Here is a 16,304-nt window from a genome sequence, read left to right as displayed (position 1 = left end):
GGTGCTCACTCCGCCGGCGTTCCCCCGGACTCGGCGGCATGCTGCTGGACCTTGGCCATGATGGCCTCGGTGGTGGCGCCGATGAACTGCGGCCGGTTCTCGGCGGCCCAGTCGCGGCTGGCGGTCAGGGACGCGGCCGAGCCCTGGAAGCGCGGGGCGACGTAGCGGGCGAACAGCTCGTAGGAACGGCGTGTCTGCGCGGTGTCGGCCCACTCGTGCGCCATCAGCAGGTAGGCGCCGAAGCCGCCCGACTGCGCCGCGAGCCGCTCGATCTGGGCGATGGCGTCGTCGGGGGTGCCGATGACGCCGAAGCCGGTGGCGTTGATGGCCTCGACCAGCGCGTCCGGATCGGCGGTCTCGGGTGCGATCGGCAGCGCGGCGACCTTCTGGAAGTAGGTCACCCAGTCGGGCAGGCCGAACGCGACGTCACGGGCGGCCTGCTCGCGGGTCTCGGCCAGGTGCATCGGGCCGACGAGCCGCCACGCGGAGCGGTCGGCGGTGGTGCCGAACGCGGCGGCGCGTTCCTCCATGACGCCCCAGTGGTAGCCGAGCGCGTCGAACCCGGCGGTCTGGGTGGCGCCCAGCGACAGCAGGCTGCAGCCGAACCGCCCGGCGGCACGCGGCCCGGACGGGGACACCATCGCGGCGACCGCCACCTCCAGCTCGCCGCGGTAGGGACGCAGTTGCAGGCGCGCGTCGCGCAGCTCGAACCAGTCGGTCTTGAACGTGACGGGCTCGTCGCCGCGCAGCAGCAGGAGGATCGCCTCCAGGGCCTCTTCCATCATGTCGCGCTGGCGGGCGACCTCGATGCCCATCATGTACGCGTCCGACGGCAGCGCGCCGGGGCCGACGCCGAGCATGACGCGGCCGCGGGTGAGATGTGAGAGCAGCACCATGCGGTCGGCCAGCATCAGCGGGTGGTGGTAGGGCAGCGAGGAGACGCCGGTGCCGAACCGGATGTGGCGGGTGCGTTCGGCCGCGGCGGCGATGAACACCTCCGGCGAGGCGATGATCTCGAACCCGGCCGAATGGTGCTCGCCGATCCACGCCTCGTCGAACCCGAGCGAGTCCAGGTGGGCGATCAGGTCGAGGTCGCGTTCCAGAGCCAGCGTGGGGTTCTGCCCGGCCGGGTGGAACGGGGCGAGGAAGATGCCGAACCGCAGCGGGCCGCCGGACGCTGAGCCTGGAGTTGAGCCGGGCGCGGGGTCGGGGGTGGAAGTGGGTGTGCTCATCGGAACCCCTGTCCAGATTCGAATCGCGTTCTAGACGTGCCTATCACCGGGCGGCGCGCCGCGTCGAGACGGAGATCACGATGATGCGGGCGCGGCGTTCAGCGGCGGTAGCTCAGGCCGTGGCCGAACGGGTAGAGCGTCTGGCCCGGGTTGTCGCGGACGGGGATGGCGACGGGCAGCTTCCCGGCCGGGGACAGTTCGCCGAAGAGCACCTTGCCCAGTGACCGCAGTGCCTCGGCGGTGTAGGAGTAGGTGGCCACGTAGGTCTGCGCCTCGGTGAACCAGGCGATGTCGTACGGGTCGCGGGCCGCGACCACGACGACGGGTTTGCCGGTGGCGATGAGCGCCTTCACCAGGTTCATCTGGCCGGGGCCGTTGTGCGGGTTGCCGGGTGTGGACGTTTCGATGTCCCAGGCGCGGTTGGTGACGGCGACGATGAGGTCCTGGTCCTGGGCGGCGGCGACGGTCTGCTGGATGCGTTCGGGAGTGGGGCTGACCCCGCTCTCCTGCACGGCCGTCGTGGCGCCGCGTTTGGTGAACTCGCCGGCGAGGGTGCTGGTCGTGGTGACGCCCCAGCCGGCGACGAGGACCTTGCGGGCGCCGGGACGCAGCGGCAGCAGCCGCGTGTCGTTCTTGACCAGGGTGGTGGTGCGGTCGGTCGCGCGCTGGGCGGCGGCCAGGCTGGCGGGCTTGCCGACGATCTGGCCGACCTTGGACTCGTCGACGTAGGGGGCGCGGAACAGACCGCGCTTCTTCTTCAGCGCCAGGATGCGGTACACCGACTCCTCGATGCGGCGTTCGGTGAGCTCACCGCCGCGGACGGCGTTGACGACCGCGTTCAGCTGCACCCGGAACAGGCCGTCGCCGTTGGCGTCGAACGAGGGCGGCTTGAGCAGCACGTCCACGCCGGCCTTGAGCGCCAGGACGGGGACGCGGTCGTCGCCGTACTTGTCGCGCACACCCTGCATGTCGAGGGCGTCGGTGACGATGACGCCCTTGTAGCCGAGCTTTTCGCGCAGGAGCCCGGTGATGATGGGCTTGGACAGCGTGGAGGGGTCCTCCGACGGGTCCAGCGCGGGGAAGATCAGGTGCGCGGTCATGATGGAGTCGGCGCCGCGCGCGATCGCGGCCTTGAAGGGCGGCAGGTCGATGCGTTCCCATTCCTCGCGGGTGTGCTCGATCCGCGGGACGCTGGTGTGGCTGTCGAGCTTGGTGTCGCCGTGGCCGGGGAAGTGCTTGACGGTGCCGGTGACGCCGCCTTCGCGGAAGCCGTCGACCTGGGCGGCGACCATCTTCGACACCAGCGCGGGGGCGGAGCCGAAGGAGCGGACGCCGATGACGGGGTTGGCGGGGTTGACGTTGACGTCGGCGTCGGGTGCGTAGTCCTGGTTGATGCCGATGGCGCGCAGTTCCCGGCCGGTGATGCGGGCCAGGGCGCGGGCGTCGCCGGTGCGGCGTCCGGCGGCGAGGGCCATGCTGCCCGGTGACTGGGTGGCGGGTGGCTGGACGCGGGCGACGATGCCGCCCTCCTGGTCGGTGGCGATCGTCGCCGGGACCGGGATCCGTGTCGCCATCGCGGCGCGCTGGATGCCGTTGGAGAACGCGGCGAGCTGCTGTGGGCCCGTGACGTTGGGCGGGTCGGCGGAGTAGTAGATGATGCCGCCGGGCTTGTAGCGCGCGATGAGCTGCGCGGCGTTGTCCAGGCCGTACAGCCTGCGGTTGCGGGCGACGTCGGCGGGGTCGGTGGTGTCGGCGCTCTTGCCGTACACCTGCAGCACGAACAGCTGCGCCGCCTTCTCCTCCAGCGTCATCGACCTGATGAGCCGCAGCAGCTGCCGGTCCTTGCCGCGGTCGGCGGCGTCGGCGTCGGCCTGGGCGGGAACGGGCGTCATGCCGGACAGGGTGAGCGCCGCCACGGCGGCGATGACGGTACGGCGGGCCGCGGTGATTCGGGTGGGCATGACGGGCTCCCTGCGCTCGCTCCGGCGCCGCCCCCGTACGGCATGGGACACGACCAAGATCGCGTTCCTGGTGGAAACGTAAGCATCTGCGCGCCGCGCGTCAACCGCCCTTAACCGTCCTTCTCGCCCTCGCCCTCGCTCTCTTCTTGGATCTTGCCTTCCTCCTCCTCTTCTTCGCCGCTGACCGGTGGCGGCCCGACGGTGGTGGTGAGGGGGTGCTCCTCGACGTCGTACCGGCGGATGTAGGCGCTGAGGAACGCCTGGAGGCTGGCGCCGAGGGGCAGCGCGAGCAGGGCCCGCGAGTAGATGTAGCCGCCGGTCTTCTGGATGGCGATCTCCCAGGCCCACAGCACCTGGCGCTGGCGGTGCGGCGGCAGCAGCGAGCACACGGCACGGCGGAACTGGGGGCCCTGCGCCGACAGGTAGAAGGTGAACAGCAACATCCCGAGGCCCTGAAAGATGACGGCGAGGGCGGTGGCGCCGATCCCCCACACGTTGCCCGCCAGGCCCGACACGTGCTTGGACAGCTCCTGGGTCAGCGTGGGCAGCTTGGAGAACAGCCTCTCCTGGGACAGCCGCGTGCCGAACGTGTCGTTGATCCAGAAGATGAGCCGGTCGGCGTATTCGGGGAAGCCGTTCACCAGGTTGGTGGCCTGGTCGACGACGAGCGAGCCGAGCACGCCGAAGAAGGCCACGGCCACCGCTGTGGTGAGCAGGAACATCACGCCGGTGGCCCAGCCGCGCCGCCAGCCGCGGGCGGCGAGCCAGTTGACCGCGGGCTCGATCGCGAACGCCAGGAACAGCGATGTCAGCAGCAGGAGCAGCAGCCCTTGGAGTTTGTCGAGCAGCCACAGCCCAGCGGCGAACAGCAGCACGATTGTGGCCGCGAGCACGAACGCCTTGGGCAGCCACGGCGGCATCGTCCGCGCCGGGCCGGTGGCCGGAGGATCCTCTGGCTGCGCCATTCCGGCACGCTAGGCGCGGCGGCGGCAGGTGCGCTCCGGGGCGTGGATGTTCTTTGCCGAATCTTCGTCTCGGCCGTAGGGGGGATGCGCGGGGCGGGGCCGGAGGGCGAGGATGCCTGCCATGGGTGAGATCTTCACGCACCGGATGCGGGTGCGTTACAGCGAGTGCGACCAGCAGGGCGTGGTGTTCAACGCCCACTACCTCTCGTTCTACGACGTGGCGCTCACTGAGCTGTGGCGGGCGGCGATCGGCCCCTACACCGACGTGGTGGAGGCGGGCTACGACCTGGTGGTGGCGGAGGCGCGGATCCGGTTCCGGGAGGGCGCGCGGTTCGACGAGCTGCTGGACGTGCGGATGCCGCTGGTGAAGCTCGGCGTCACCAGCATGATCGTGCAGCCGGAGTTCCGGGTGGACGAGCGGCTGATCGCCGACGGGGAGGTGCGGCACGTGTTCATCGACCCGGCGGCCAAGGGCAAGAAGGAGATACCGCCGGATGTGCGACTGGCCCTGGAGCCGTATCTGGCAGAGCCGAATCCGGCATAGCCATTTCTGACTGAGCCATCTCTGGCGGAGCCCGATCTGGGCGGAGCCGGCCTGCCGGGTGACGGTTCCGGCGGGCGGTCAGATGCGGGACGGGCGGCCGGCGCCTCGTCGGGCGGATGATCGTTTCAAAGACGAATCCCAAATGTGGAATCAGGGTTTCGCCCGACGTGCCCGGCTCAGTTCCCGCATGACGATTCAAGTGGTCCCGGGCCGCCCGGGGCAACCGATTTACGCGACCGATTCACGCGGTCGATCACGTGATCGACCGGGCGAACAGGGAGGCGTACACGGGCCGGTCGCCGTCGGTGACGACCTGCCCGGCCAGCTCGGCGCCGGTCACGGTGGACAGCCGCAGGCCGAGGTAGCGTTCCTCCTCCTGCAGGCGCGCGTCACCGGCCGGGACGGCGGCGGCCCAGCCGGCGATCTCGGAGGTGCGGGCCGCGCGGTCACGGGCGAGTTCGGCGCGCAGCGAGGCGAGGTCCGCCGCCTCGTACGGCGCGGGCGTGAGGTCACCGGGTGCCGGTTGCGGCTCGGCGTGCCAGGCGGCGGCGCCGTAGGCGAAGCACACCAGCGCCATCCACACCTCGGCGAAGTAGACCGGGTCGGGTGCCAGCTCCAGGCCAGCGAACCGGCCGCCGATGAAGAACAGCGCGCCGAGCTGGCCGGGCTGCGGCTCCAGCCGGCTCTGGAACTGGGTGAGGACGGCGCGCTTGCGCGACAGCACCTGCTCCAGGTGGCCGCGCCGCGGCAGCCCGTAGCGCGCGTTGAGGTTGCCGATGTCGTTCCAGAGCTTGCTGTAACCGTGGACGCCGCGCAGTTCCAGCGCGCGGGCGCGCAGCTCGACGGGCAGCACGAAGAACCACTGGTCGCGCTCGGTGAGGTAGCCGCCCTGGCTTTCCTGCACGCAGCAGGCGTCGTCGAACATCACGGCGGCGCCGGGGGCGAGGAACGCCGAGCGGCACAGGGCGTGGTTCTGCGCGGCGTCCTGGATGTAGCCGATGTGCAGCGGGACGATCGCGACGCCGTCGGGTGAGCCGTTGCGCAGCTCCACCCGCCCGTATCCGGCGACCTGTGTCAGCTTCAGGCCGGAGCGGGGCGGCACGATGCCGGGGTAGGCGGGGCCGGTGATGGGGATCATCGTGAGCGCGCCCGCCTGCTGCGGGGCGCCGAGCCGGTATCCGGTGAGGTCGACCGGGCCAGGCACGAGCGGCTCGAGCGATCCGGGCGTTCCGGGCATGTCGGTGGTCGTCATGCGGCGAGCCCTCCTAGGTGTGCCGCCTGCCGGTCCAGGGTGTCGAGCCGGGCGTGCATCGCGGCGCGCAGCCAGGGGCCGCCCGCCGCGCAGTGGCCGAACATCCAGGGCAGCAGCTCGGTGAAGTCGTCCTGGTGCCAGAAGCCTCGCTGGGGCAGCGCGGGCGCGGGGCGGCGCAGCGTGAGGTCGTCGGCGCCGGTGAACTGCGCTTGGCAGAACACCACCGGGGTGGTGACACCGGCGCGCGGCAGCGTCGCGGCGACCCGGGCGAGGTCGCCGGGGAACAGGTTCTCGTAGCCGTCGGAGATCACGGCGACCAGGTCGGGGGTGGCGGTGAGGGCGTCGAGCACGCCGGTCGCCAGGTCGGTGGCGCCGGCCGGGGCGCGTTCGGATCCCCCGACCTCGACGACCTCCAGCCGGGCGCAGATCCGCGCCAGGACCATCCGCAGCGCCGCGGCCTGCGACAGCACGGCCCATTCGCGGTCGCCGTAGCCGCGCATGGACGCCGAGGCGTCCAGCACGACCGCGACGGTGCCGTCGAACCGCGGCAGCGCCGCGGTCGCGGCGGCCACGTAGCGGCCGAGCGCGGTGTGCAGGTCGTCGGCGGGCCCGCCGCGGTACAGGTGCACCAGCGTGGCGGCGATGTCACCGCGGTTGGTGGCGGTGACGACGGGACTGCGCTCACGGACGGGGTCGAGGGCGAGCACCGGCTCATACGGCAGCACCACGGCGGGCGAACCGCGTTGGCCGTCTCCGCGTTCGCCGGCACTGTGTTCCCCGTCGCCACGTTCGCCGTCGCCGCGTTCCCCCTGCGCATCGATTCCGTACAGGGCCCGGACGCGCGGCATCGCCGCCTGCGGCGCGGTCAGGAACCGCAGCAGGCGGCGCCGCAGGTAGTCCGAGCCGGTGTCGCCGTCGTCGATGCGCCGGGCGCAGCCGCGCGCGGTGGCCTTGCCGAGGGCGTGCTCGAAGCAGTCGACCAGGGCGGGGCGGCGCGCCGCGATGAGGATGTCGGCCTCGGGGTGTTCCAGGACGAACCGCAGCGCGGCGCGGGTGGTGTGCTTGTGGTTGGCGCGCAGCCGCCGCAGGCCGAGCAGGACGGTGATGACGGCGGCGGGCGGCAGCGCGAGGGTGAGGACGCGGGCGACGCGGGCGAGCGTGCCGCGGGTGGTGTCGTCCAGCCCCGCCTGGGAGGCGGCCAGCAGCTGCAGCAGCACCCGCGCGCGCTGCCAGGGCAGCACGCCGGGCGCGAGCCCGAGCAGCGCGTAGCCCTCGGGGTCGTCGGTGTAGGCGGCGCGGTGGAAGTCCGCGTCGTCCCAGCACAGCGTGCCGCCCCGGGGCAGGGCGAGCGCACCGGTGTGCGTTTCGAGGTGGGCCAGGAGTGTGGGGGTGTCCATGAATGCCTCCGCAATCATGGATTTTAAGAATCACCGGGAGTGCGCCGACACTTATTTTTCAGCGGACGTCCCGGTGGACGTCTCGGTGTGCGTCTCGGTCGGGGTGCGGGCGGCGTAGTCGCCGAGTCCTTGTTCGAGCAGGTCGAAGACGCGGCGCGCGTTGGCGTAGACGGCTTCGCGCATCTCCTCCAGGCTCTGCCCGGCGAGCTTGCGCCGCTGGATGTCGTCGATGAGCTCCCAGTGCGCGGAGAAGATCATGGCTGCGGCGACGCGCGGGGTGATGTCGTCGGGGTCGGCGCCGGTCTCCTCGGCCAGCAGTTCGGCGACCCGGGCCTGCGCCTCCAGGCCGATCTCGCGGGCGCGGGCGGTGAGGGCGGGACTGTCGCGGACGGTCTTGGCGAAGATCTCGGCGCCCTCGTGGAAGGCGGTCTGGTAGCTGTTGCGATCCAGGCCGTCGAGGAACTCGCGGCGGAACACCGCGACGGCCGGTTCCCCCGGGCGGCGCTCGCGCAGGGCCCGCGCGGCCTGGTCGGTCACCTCGCCCTGCCGGTCGAAGAACAGGTCCTCCTTGGTCTTGAAGTAGTTGAAGACCGTGTTGACCGACACGTCTGCGTGGCGGGCGACGTCGGCGACGGTGACGTTGTCGAACCCGCGCATCATGAACAGCCCGGTGGCGATGTCGGAGATCCGCCGCCGGGTCTCGCGTTTCTTGCGCTCGCGGAGCCCGAGCTCCGGTGCCGTGGCCCTCTCGCCCGCTGCCGCCTTCCCGGCGGTCTCCTCGCCCTCACCCATGCGCGCAAGCCTATCCAACATGGAGTGGATGAAAATTTGGAGTGACTTAAACTTTGTGGTTACTCTAGTGAAGTCATCGGGACGTTCTCAGGGAGGCGAGTGTGATCAAGGCGAGCGGGCTGGCCCGTACGTTCACCGGCAAGCACGGCACGGTCGAGGCGGTGCGCGGCGTCGACCTGCAGGTCGGGGCCGGCGAGATCGTCGGGTTCCTGGGGCCCAACGGCGCGGGCAAGACGACCACACTGCGGATGCTCACCACGCTGCTGACGCCGACGGCGGGCAGCGCCACGGTCGCCGGGCACGACCTGCGCGCCGACCCGGCGGGCGTGCGGCGCCGCATCGGCTATGTCGCGCAGGGCGGCGGCACCGACCCCGCGGTCCCGGTCGGCGAGGAACTGGATCTGCAGGCACGCCTGTACGGGGTGCCCGCTCCCGGTGAGCGCATCGCCAAGTTGTGCGCCCGGCTGGATCTGGAGGGCATGCTGAGGCGCCCGGTGGGGTCGCTGTCAGGCGGGCAGCGCAGGCGCGTGGACATCGCGCTGGGGCTCGTTCACCGGCCGCCGCTGGTGTTCCTGGACGAGCCGACGGCCGGGCTGGACCCGCAGAGCCGCAGCAACCTGTGGGAGCACATCCGGCGGATGCGCAGCGAGGACGGCACCACGGTCTTCCTCACCACGCACTACCTGGACGAGGCCGACGCGCTGTGCGACCGGATCCTCATCATCGACCACGGCCGGATCGTCGCCGAGGGCACGCCCGCCGAGCTGAAACGCCGCGTGTCCGGCGACGTGGTCACCCTCGACCTCGCCGGCGGCCCGGACGGAGCCGCCCGCGCCCGGGCGGCGCTGTCCGGCGATCCCGCCGTGCGGGAGGCCACGGTCATCGGCGGCACCGTGCGGCTGACGGTGGAGAACGGCGACCGGGCGCTGATGGGGCTGGTACGGGCCCTGGACGCCGCCGGGGTCGGCTTGGTCTCGCTGCATCTGGCCCGCCCGACGCTCGACGACGTCTTCCTCACCGTCACCGGCCGTTCGCTCCGCGACGCCGCCTGAGCGCCTGCCCCCTGAACAACTGAAGCCCTGAACGCCTCAAAAGGAGCCTTCCGTGTCTCTTGCAGAGATGTCTGTTGCCCGGACCGCGCGCGACACCGGCCTGATCTTCCGCCGTCAGCTGCGGCAGACGCTGCGCAGCAAGGTGGCGATCGTCTTCGGCGCCGTGCAGCCGCTGCTGTATCTGGTGTTGTTCGGCCCGCTGCTGACGACGATGACCGGCGTCGGGTCGTTCGGCGGCGGCAACGCCTGGCAGGTGTTCGTGCCCGGCGTCCTGATCCAGCTCGCGCTGTTCGGGGCGGGGTTCGTCGGGTTCGACCTGATCGCCGACCTGCGTTCGGGAGTGGTCGAGCGGCTGCGCGTCACCCCGGCGAGCCGGGTCGCGCTGCTGCTGGGCCGGGTCCTGCGCGACACGCTGGTGCTGACCGTCCAGGCGGTGATGCTGGTGGCGGCCGGGCTGGCGATGGGGTTGCGCGCCCCGGCCGCCGGGCTCGTGGCGGGGCTGGTGTTCGTGGTGCTGCTGGCGGTCGGCTGCGCGTCGCTGTCGTACGTGCTGGCGCTGATGACGCGGTCGGAGGACGCGTTCGCGCCGCTGCTGTCGGCGGTGACGCTGCCGCTGATGTTGCTGTCGGGGATGTTGCTGCCGATGAGCATGGCACCGGGGTGGCTGGACGTGGTGTCGCACTTCACGCCGTTCCGGTACGTGGTGGAGGCGGTGCGCGCCGCCTTCCGCGGCGACTACGCCAGCCTGGCGGTGGCCGAGGGCGCCGCGGTGACGGTGGCGCTGCTGGTGGTGTCGCTGGTGCTCGGCACGCGCCGTTTCCGCCGCGAGAACGCCTGAGAACGGTCAGCGGTTGAAGGCGTGGGCGTGCGGCCCCTCGGCGGTCTCATCGGGCACGTCCGCTGCGGCGGAAGCGGCAGAGTCTCCGGCGGAATCCGTGGAATCGGCGGAATCGGCGCGTGTGCCGGGCATGCCGAGCGCGCCGGGCGTATCGAGGGTGGCAGGGGTGGCTGCGAGGTCGCGGGCGCTGACGGCGCGCTGCGCGATGAACGCGCCGGTCAGCACGACCGCACCGCCCACCAGCTGCACCGGGGTCAGCCGCTCGCCGAGCGCGGCCCAGGCGATGAGGGTGGCGGCGACGGCCTCGGTGTAGCAGATCGCGCCGGCGACCTCGGCCGACAGCCGCTGCACCGCGGCCGCGCCGGTCAGGTAGGCCAGCACGGTGCTGACCACGATGACCCAGGCGGCCAGCAGCCAGCCGGGCGCGGCATGGTCTCCGACGGGAACCTGCGCGGGCAGGACCTCCCACGGCAGGGTCCACGGGGCGGCGATCGCGGTGAGCGCCACGGCGGCGACGATGGCACCGGCGGCGGTGGTGACCAGCGGGTCGACGCCGCCGGTGAGCCGTTCGACCAGCAGGAAGTAGGCGGCCTGGCAGGCGGCCGCGCCGAGCCCGGCCAGCAGCCCGAGGGCGTCCAGCCGCAGCCCCGCCCAGACCTGCACGACCATGGCCAGGCCGATCATGGCGACGGTGATCCCGAGGGCGGCGGTGCGGTGCACGGGCGTGCGGCGGACCAGCCGGATCCAGGCCAGCACCAGCAGCGGCCCGGTGAACTCCAGCAGGATCGCGATGCCCACGGGCAGCCGCGAGGCGGCGACGAAGTAGAACGCCTGGCAGCCCGCCACGCCGGTGACGCCGTACAGGATGACGGGGCGCAGGTGCGGCCTCAGGGTGCGCAGCCCGGTGGCGCCGCGCAGCACCAGCACCAGCGGCACCAGGACGAGCGCGGCGCCGGCGATGCGGAGCCACACCGCCTGCAGCGGGGTCAGCCCGGCGCTGATCAGCGCCTTGCCGAACGGCCCGGAGGCGCCGAAGCACACCGAGGAGAACACCGCGAGGGCGAGTCCCCACGCCTTCGCGCGGGCCGCCCCGTCGCCCTGACCGCCGCGCGTCCCGTCCACCGTCATGCCGCCGCCTCCTCTCATGCCCCAGTCCGGAATTCACGAGCATAATGCCATAACGCTCATTACACATCGAGGGTGTGATCAGGGTGTGATCGCCGATGATGACCGCCGATCCGGCGGGGCGGACTAGGATCGCCGCGTGAGCTGGCAGGGGGCCGGGGCGGGACTCGGCGGAACCGGGAGTGGCACGGGGGCGGGGGGCGGCGCGGGCGGCGCCGCCGGTGACCTCTTCACGGCGGTGGAGGCGAACGTCCGCGAGCTGGTGACCTCGGCGTGGTGGCAGACCGCCCCTCCCCAGCAGCGGGCGGAGCAGACCGTCGCGCGCATGTTGTGGGGCGCCGGTGAATGGTGGCTCTACGGCGCGTGGGGCCGCTGGTACCGCTGCGGCCTGGACGGCAGCTGGCATCCCTGCCCGCCGCCGGCCGACCCGGGCGACCGCCGGGTGGCGGTGCCCGCGCCGCGCGGCGCGGCGACCCCGCCGGTGCCGCCGCAGCTGTTCCCGACCGGCCCGGACCTGTCGGCCGGACGGGTGTCGTCGCTGGGGTTCCTCGGCCCGGCACCCGACACCTCGGTCGTGGCGCCGGTCCAGCAGGCCATCACCACCGCCCTCGCGGTCAACCCCGCGCAGTTCGCCCAGCAGGACCCCACGTTCGCGCCCGGCACGCCCAGCACCATCGCGGCGGCCTGGGCGGCGCTGCTGTGGTGCGCCGGCTCTCCGGTGGCGCTCAGCGAGAACCCGCTGATCGAGTCGTTCGTGCCGTTCCTCACCACGCCCGCCGAGCGGCTGCACTGGATGATGCCGCCCGACTTCAGCACGCTGGCCGGCTACTACATCAGCAGGCTCGGCGCGGGCGACGCCGGCGGCGCCGCGCACATCGCCCGGGTGATGTACGAGGTGGCGGCGGGCCTGCAGGGCGACCCGCGGTTCCGGCCCGGCGCCGACGCGCTGGCCGCCGTGACCGCAGCGTCGCTGCGGCTGGTCCCGCAGGATCTGGCCACCGCCCGCTACGGCCCGGCGGCCGTCCTGCAGGAGTGGCGGCGCCGCTGCCCGGCCGAGTACGCCACGCCGATGGTGCGTGACGCCGCGCCGGGTGAGTACCTGCGGCTGGCGCTGTACGACCTGCAGCAGATCGTGGCGGGCCTGACCGGCCCGCGGCCGGGTGCCGCCGGGCGCGGCCATGACGAGGTCCGCCGCGCGGGCATCGCCGTGCTCGCCGCCGACCTGCAGGCCGCGCCGCATGTGCTGCCCGCGCTGCAACGCTGGCTGGATCCCGACAGCGCGCGCACGCTGCAGGCGGTGCTGGCCGACCCGGGCAGCCCGCTGCGCGAGCTCTGGCCGCGCGACGGGCGCCTGCCCGAGGCGCTGCGTTCCACCGACACCGACGCGCTCGCGGCGCTGCTGGCCACCACGTACACGCTGGGGCTGACGTGGTGCCGGCTGGCGCAGGTGTCGCCGCCCGCGGTCGGGTTCGCGGTCCCGCAGGCGGCCGCGGCCGAGCTCGCCGGCACCGGCGTGCACTCGCCGCCTTCCACCGACGAGCTGAGCGCCTGGGACATCATCAAGGCGGCCCGCGCCCACCTGGCGTCCGAACGCGAACAGGCCGCCGACGCCGCCGTGGCGCCTTTGCCGCCGCAGCCGCAGGCGCCCGCTCCCACGCCGCCTCCCCCGCCACCGCCCTCCGCGCCCGTGCCGCCGCCGGAGCCACCCGCGCCTGTCGCCGCGCCGATGCCCGACCCCCCCGCCCCCGCCCCCGCGCCGCCTGCGCCGCCTGCGCCGCCGGCGGCCGCCGAGGAGCCGCCGCCTGCCGCGCCCGCATGGCCGCAGGCCGACGCCGGGGAGCCGGCTCCGGCGTGGCCGGGCGAGGCCGAGGCCACCCAGCTCGACCCCGGCCCGGGGGCGACCCAGCTGGACCGCGCAGCGGCGCCGGTGTGGCCGGGCGCCGAGGAGCCGGCCACGCCGCCGCCTGTTCTGCCGCCGCCGCCCGCGCCGGTCTCCGAGCCGCCGCCGCCCGTGCCTCCCGCCGCCGCGCCCGAGCCGGGCACGCAGGTCGCCGAGGCGTACGGCATCCGGTTCCTGTGCGGCGCCGACGACATCGAACGCGTCGTCACCGAGGTGCGCCGCCGCGGCAAGTGGGCCAAGGGCCTGCGCGGCCAGGAGGTCTCCAGCGCCTCGGTGCCCGCGCTGCTGCTGATCGGCGCCGTGTCGTGCGGGCAGCGCCGCCTGGCGCGCATGGTCGCGCGTGCCCTCGCCGAGGTGGAGGTGTCCAGCGGCGAGGTCCACACCATGCACTCCGAGGAGCTGCGCGAGGACGGGCCCGACGGGCTGCGCGGCGCGCTCGACGAGCACGCCGGGCATGTCCTGCTGCTGGAGGGACTGGACGGCCTCATCCTCGACGACGCGCAGGGCTCCGCCTACGCCGCCGCGATCTACCGTGCCCGCCTGGAGGGCGTCAGCGACACCGCGCTGCTCGGCACCTGCGAACCCGACCGCGTCGGTGAATTGTCGGCGGCCGCACCCGAGCTGGTCGCCGACCTGCGTGCGGTGCGCCTTCCCGACCTGGGCGCCCCGAGGCCGCGCACGCGCCTGCTGGGGCTCCTCGCTGAGGAACGGCGGCTGCGTCTCGGCCAGGACGCGTGGGAGATCGTGCACCGCGACATGGCCACGCTGCGCGGCCGTGGCCGGCTGACCGGCGCGCGGCTCATCGAGGCCTACCTGGACCGCGCCGCGACGCGCGGTCTCGGGCGTGCGCCGGCGACGCAGGCGATCGGCAGCACGCCGGCGCTGACGCTCAGCAGCGCCGATTTCGACGGCGTCGCCGCGGAACTCTCACCTTCGTGACTCCCTGAAATGTCGGTGCCGCGGGTCACGATGGTGGGGTGAACCGTGCGGACCGGTTGCTGGCCCTGACCGCCGAGCTGCGGGCCGCGGCGCCCGAGCCGCTGCCCGCCGACGCCCTGGCCGCCCGCCTGCGCGTGAGCACGCGCACCGTGCGGCGTGACCTGGAGCTGCTGACGCACGGCGGCCTGCCGGTGCGGCTCGAGCGCGGCCGTGGCTACGTGCTGCCGCCGGACGACCCGCCGCCCCCGCTGACCGAGGCCGGGTCGCTGGTGGGCCCGGTCCGCGGCACCCTCACCGAGGCCGTGCGCGCGCGGCGCGTCGTGCGCCTGGTCTACACCGACCAGTCGGGTGTGCGCACCTGCCGCGATGTCGAGGCGCACGGCCTGGTGACCGCGCCGCAGGCCGAATACCTCGTCGGCTGGTGCCGCATGCGCGACGGGCCCCGCATGTTCCGCGTCGACCGGATCGGCGCCGCCTACCTCAGCGGCCGCGAAGCGGGCCTGCGTGACCTGGACGACCTGCTGGCGGCGCTGCGCGTCCCGTTCCCCCGCACGCCGCCCGAGGAGGGCCCGCGCGGCCCCGCCGGCGCCGCACGCGCGCGGGCGTGGACGCTCGACCGCCTCCGTCATGTGCGCGGCCGCCTCGCCGACACCATCGCCGAGGTCCGCACCCACCGCGAGGGCGCAGCCGCGCTGCGCGCGGTGCTGGGCCATCTCACCGAGTGGACGCGGTGGCAGGCCGCCGCCGTCCATGCCGCCGCCGAAGACATGCCGGCTCCGGTGTTCGAACGCGACCTGCCCTACGAGACGCGCGAGCAGATGATCCAGGACGCGATGGCGCTGCGTTCCCTGGGTGAGCTGGCCCGTGACCTCGAGGGTCTGCTCGATGACGTGGCGCGCTGGGCGGCCGACTGCGACGACGCGTTCTGGGACGCCCCTCTGCCCGACCCCACCGAGCCGTCCCGGCGCCGCCCCCTGGCCGACCTGGTCGCCGGCTGGCGCGGCCCGCTGGCCCACATCGAGTGGCACCTGGACCGCCTCACCGACGGCTCCCCCGCCGCCGAGCTCGACGCCGACGACGAGGGCGTGTGGGTGGTGGACCGCTGTCCCCTCCAAGCGTGACCAGCACCGAATGGCGGGTGGGTCAGGCGGGGGTGCGGCCGTTGCCGTTGGCGGTGTGGAGCAGGCGTGTGAACCACACGGTTTTGCCCCGGCCTTCGGGGCGGCTGCCGAACTCTGACGCAAGCGCGCTGACCAGGAGCAGGCCGCGGCCTTGTTCGGACCAGTCGAGCAGGGGCGGCGAGGACGGGGCGCCGGGTGCCGTGGGGTTGCCGTCGGTGATTTCACCCACAATGCGGGTGCCGTCGAGGTGGAGGCGGAGCCTCACGGGGCCGGTGCCGTGGACGATCGCGTTGGTGATGAGCTCGTCGACCATGAGCACGATGTCGTCGACGTCGGGGGTGGTCACGTGCCATGCGCGGAGGGCGTCGCCGGTGAGGGCGCGTGCCCGGGACGCGGTGCGGGCCTCGGCGGGCAGTTCCCAGGCCGCGTCCCGCTCGCCCGCCGTCGGTTTCTCGATCCCGAGCCACTTCGTACTCAATGCCCCGACTCCTCCTGTTGCGGGTTGCCGCAGGCCGGCGCCCACCAGGCATGTTCCCGGCGTGCGTCGCGCGATAGGGCCCGGCCAAGAGGTCTGGCCGGACCGGGAGCTCCCCGTACCGGCGGCGGTCACGCTGGTGCGCCGCCGGTGTCGATCCGCGCATTTCCTGCGTCCGTACATTCAGGACGCGGCGCCGCGGAGCCCGGTGCACGTTCATACATAATCCTCACTTTCCAGTCAGGTGATCGTGCGCCGGGCGGCGGGGTGGAACAGGCCGCATGGAACAGGCACTGCGTGGATGCCGTTATGGTGGTGGTGTCGGTGTGGCATGTGTCCCCCGGGCTCTACACAATGCCTTCGTGGAATACCGCCGGGCCGCAAGGTCCGGGCCGGAGCCACGTTGTGCCTTTCGCCGTGAGGCGACCACCACACCGGCTTGACGTCGGAGGCCCCGGCGAGAGTCATCTCGCCGGGGCCTCCGACGTCTCCTACGAGACCGCGGTGATGATCGCGGAGGCGATCGCCGTCACCACGCCGATCACGGCGACCACGATCGCCGCGATCAGGCGGATCCTGCGCCGCCGCCGCTCCCGGCCGAGTCTCGACAGGCGATGGGCCAGCCGCGGGTCGTCCTCACGGAGCTGGATCTCGATCTCGGCGAGGATCCGCTGCTCTTCCATCGACAGCGCCATGCCATACCTCCGGGGG

The 16,304-nt window shown here is 73.2% G+C and carries 14 protein-coding genes; 5 read left to right on the top strand and 9 right to left on the bottom strand.

What is annotated here, in order from left to right; genetic code table 11:
• Window positions 1-5 precede the first annotated feature (5 nt).
• The 3 genes from ACH34W_RS31945 to ACH34W_RS31935 form a co-directional block, all read right to left on the bottom strand.
• Window positions 6-1,232 (bottom strand): LLM class flavin-dependent oxidoreductase, encoded by a 1,227-nt coding sequence (locus ACH34W_RS31945; protein ID WP_395964853.1) that lies wholly within the window; start codon window positions 1,230-1,232, stop codon window positions 6-8.
• A 98-nt stretch (window positions 1,233-1,330) separates the two neighbouring features.
• Window positions 1,331-3,193 (bottom strand): glycoside hydrolase family 3 protein, encoded by a 1,863-nt coding sequence (locus ACH34W_RS31940; RefSeq protein ID WP_395964852.1) that lies wholly within the window; start codon window positions 3,191-3,193, stop codon window positions 1,331-1,333.
• A gap of 110 nt (window positions 3,194-3,303) precedes the next feature.
• A complete protein-coding gene (locus tag ACH34W_RS31935) occupies window positions 3,304-4,158 on the bottom strand; it encodes an AI-2E family transporter (protein WP_395964851.1) in 855 nt (284 codons plus the stop codon).
• A 121-nt stretch (window positions 4,159-4,279) separates the two neighbouring features.
• Here ACH34W_RS31935 and ACH34W_RS31930 point away from each other — a divergent pair, with 121 nt between their 5' ends.
• On the top strand, window positions 4,280-4,702 hold the full coding sequence (locus ACH34W_RS31930; RefSeq protein ID WP_395964850.1) for an acyl-CoA thioesterase: 423 nt from the start codon (window positions 4,280-4,282) through the stop codon (window positions 4,700-4,702).
• 253 nt (window positions 4,703-4,955) lie between these two features.
• On the opposite strand, the gene ACH34W_RS31925 is transcribed toward ACH34W_RS31930, so the two are convergent.
• Genes ACH34W_RS31925 through ACH34W_RS31915 form a run of 3 tightly spaced genes read right to left on the bottom strand, consistent with a single transcriptional unit; the run spans window position 4,956 to window position 8,143 of the window.
• On the bottom strand, window positions 4,956-5,954 hold the full coding sequence (locus ACH34W_RS31925) for an ARPP-1 family domain-containing protein (protein WP_395964849.1): 999 nt from the start codon (window positions 5,952-5,954) through the stop codon (window positions 4,956-4,958).
• Window positions 5,951-7,351 carry a hypothetical protein gene (locus ACH34W_RS31920; RefSeq protein WP_395964848.1) on the bottom strand — a complete coding sequence of 467 codons (1,401 nt, stop codon included), beginning with the start codon at window positions 7,349-7,351 and terminating at the stop codon, window positions 5,951-5,953. Before ACH34W_RS31920 ends, ACH34W_RS31925 begins: the two co-directional genes overlap by 4 nt.
• Before the next feature lie 51 nt (window positions 7,352-7,402).
• Window positions 7,403-8,143, bottom strand: coding sequence for a TetR/AcrR family transcriptional regulator (locus tag ACH34W_RS31915; protein WP_395964847.1), 741 nt, complete (start codon window positions 8,141-8,143; stop codon window positions 7,403-7,405).
• A 101-nt stretch (window positions 8,144-8,244) separates the two neighbouring features.
• Here ACH34W_RS31915 and ACH34W_RS31910 point away from each other — a divergent pair, with 101 nt between their 5' ends.
• Window positions 8,245-9,195: an ATP-binding cassette domain-containing protein gene (locus ACH34W_RS31910; protein ID WP_395964846.1), complete on the top strand. Its 951-nt coding sequence runs from the start codon at window positions 8,245-8,247 to the stop codon at window positions 9,193-9,195.
• Between the two features lie 52 nt (window positions 9,196-9,247).
• Window positions 9,248-10,033: an ABC transporter permease gene (locus tag ACH34W_RS31905; protein ID WP_395964845.1), complete on the top strand. Its 786-nt coding sequence runs from the start codon at window positions 9,248-9,250 to the stop codon at window positions 10,031-10,033.
• Between the two features lie 6 nt (window positions 10,034-10,039).
• On the opposite strand, the gene ACH34W_RS31900 is transcribed toward ACH34W_RS31905, so the two are convergent.
• Window positions 10,040-11,161 carry an EamA family transporter gene (locus tag ACH34W_RS31900; protein WP_395964844.1) on the bottom strand — a complete coding sequence of 374 codons (1,122 nt, stop codon included), beginning with the start codon at window positions 11,159-11,161 and terminating at the stop codon, window positions 10,040-10,042.
• Between the two features lie 136 nt (window positions 11,162-11,297).
• On the opposite strand from ACH34W_RS31900, the gene ACH34W_RS31895 reads away from it, so the two are divergent.
• Complete coding sequence (locus ACH34W_RS31895; protein ID WP_395964843.1) at window positions 11,298-13,997, top strand: hypothetical protein; 2,700 nt, start codon at window positions 11,298-11,300, stop codon at window positions 13,995-13,997.
• Between the two features lie 38 nt (window positions 13,998-14,035).
• The gene (locus ACH34W_RS31890; protein ID WP_395964842.1) at window positions 14,036-15,118 is read left to right on the top strand and encodes a helix-turn-helix transcriptional regulator; all 1,083 of its coding nucleotides are present in this window, start codon (window positions 14,036-14,038) and stop codon (window positions 15,116-15,118) included.
• Window positions 15,119-15,140: 22 nt separating this feature from the next.
• On the opposite strand, the gene ACH34W_RS31885 is transcribed toward ACH34W_RS31890, so the two are convergent.
• Entirely contained in the window at window positions 15,141-15,596 is a 456-nt protein-coding gene (locus ACH34W_RS31885; protein ID WP_395964841.1) for an ATP-binding protein, read from the bottom strand.
• A 488-nt stretch (window positions 15,597-16,084) separates the two neighbouring features.
• On the bottom strand, window positions 16,085-16,288 hold the full coding sequence (locus ACH34W_RS31880) for a DUF3040 domain-containing protein (RefSeq protein WP_395964840.1): 204 nt from the start codon (window positions 16,286-16,288) through the stop codon (window positions 16,085-16,087).
• Window positions 16,289-16,304 lie beyond the last annotated feature (16 nt).

The sequence above is a fragment of the Actinomadura sp. 6N118 genome (assembly GCF_044326415.1).
GTDB lineage: Bacteria > Actinomycetota > Actinomycetes > Streptosporangiales > Streptosporangiaceae > Spirillospora.
Note: the sequence above shows the minus strand (reverse complement) of the source record. Positions and strands in the feature narration are given on the sequence as shown.

Bases quoted from the DNA above. Each gene is read 5' to 3' on its own strand.
- ACH34W_RS31915 (WP_395964847.1), bottom strand. From the start codon at position 8,143: ATGGGTGAGGGCGAGGAGACCGCCGGGAAGGCGGCAGCGGGCGAGAGG.
- ACH34W_RS31925 (WP_395964849.1), bottom strand. From the start codon at position 5,954: ATGACGACCACCGACATGCCCGGAACGCCCGGATCGCTCGAGCCGCTC.
- ACH34W_RS31920 (WP_395964848.1), bottom strand. From the start codon at position 7,351: ATGGACACCCCCACACTCCTGGCCCACCTCGAAACGCACACCGGTGCG.
- ACH34W_RS31945 (WP_395964853.1), bottom strand. From the start codon at position 1,232: ATGAGCACACCCACTTCCACCCCCGACCCCGCGCCCGGCTCAACTCCA.
- ACH34W_RS31900 (WP_395964844.1), bottom strand. From the start codon at position 11,161: ATGACGGTGGACGGGACGCGCGGCGGTCAGGGCGACGGGGCGGCCCGC.
- ACH34W_RS31930 (WP_395964850.1), top strand. From the start codon at position 4,280: ATGGGTGAGATCTTCACGCACCGGATGCGGGTGCGTTACAGCGAGTGC.
- ACH34W_RS31935 (WP_395964851.1), bottom strand. From the start codon at position 4,158: ATGGCGCAGCCAGAGGATCCTCCGGCCACCGGCCCGGCGCGGACGATG.
- ACH34W_RS31880 (WP_395964840.1), bottom strand. From the start codon at position 16,288: ATGGCGCTGTCGATGGAAGAGCAGCGGATCCTCGCCGAGATCGAGATC.
- ACH34W_RS31940 (WP_395964852.1), bottom strand. From the start codon at position 3,193: ATGCCCACCCGAATCACCGCGGCCCGCCGTACCGTCATCGCCGCCGTG.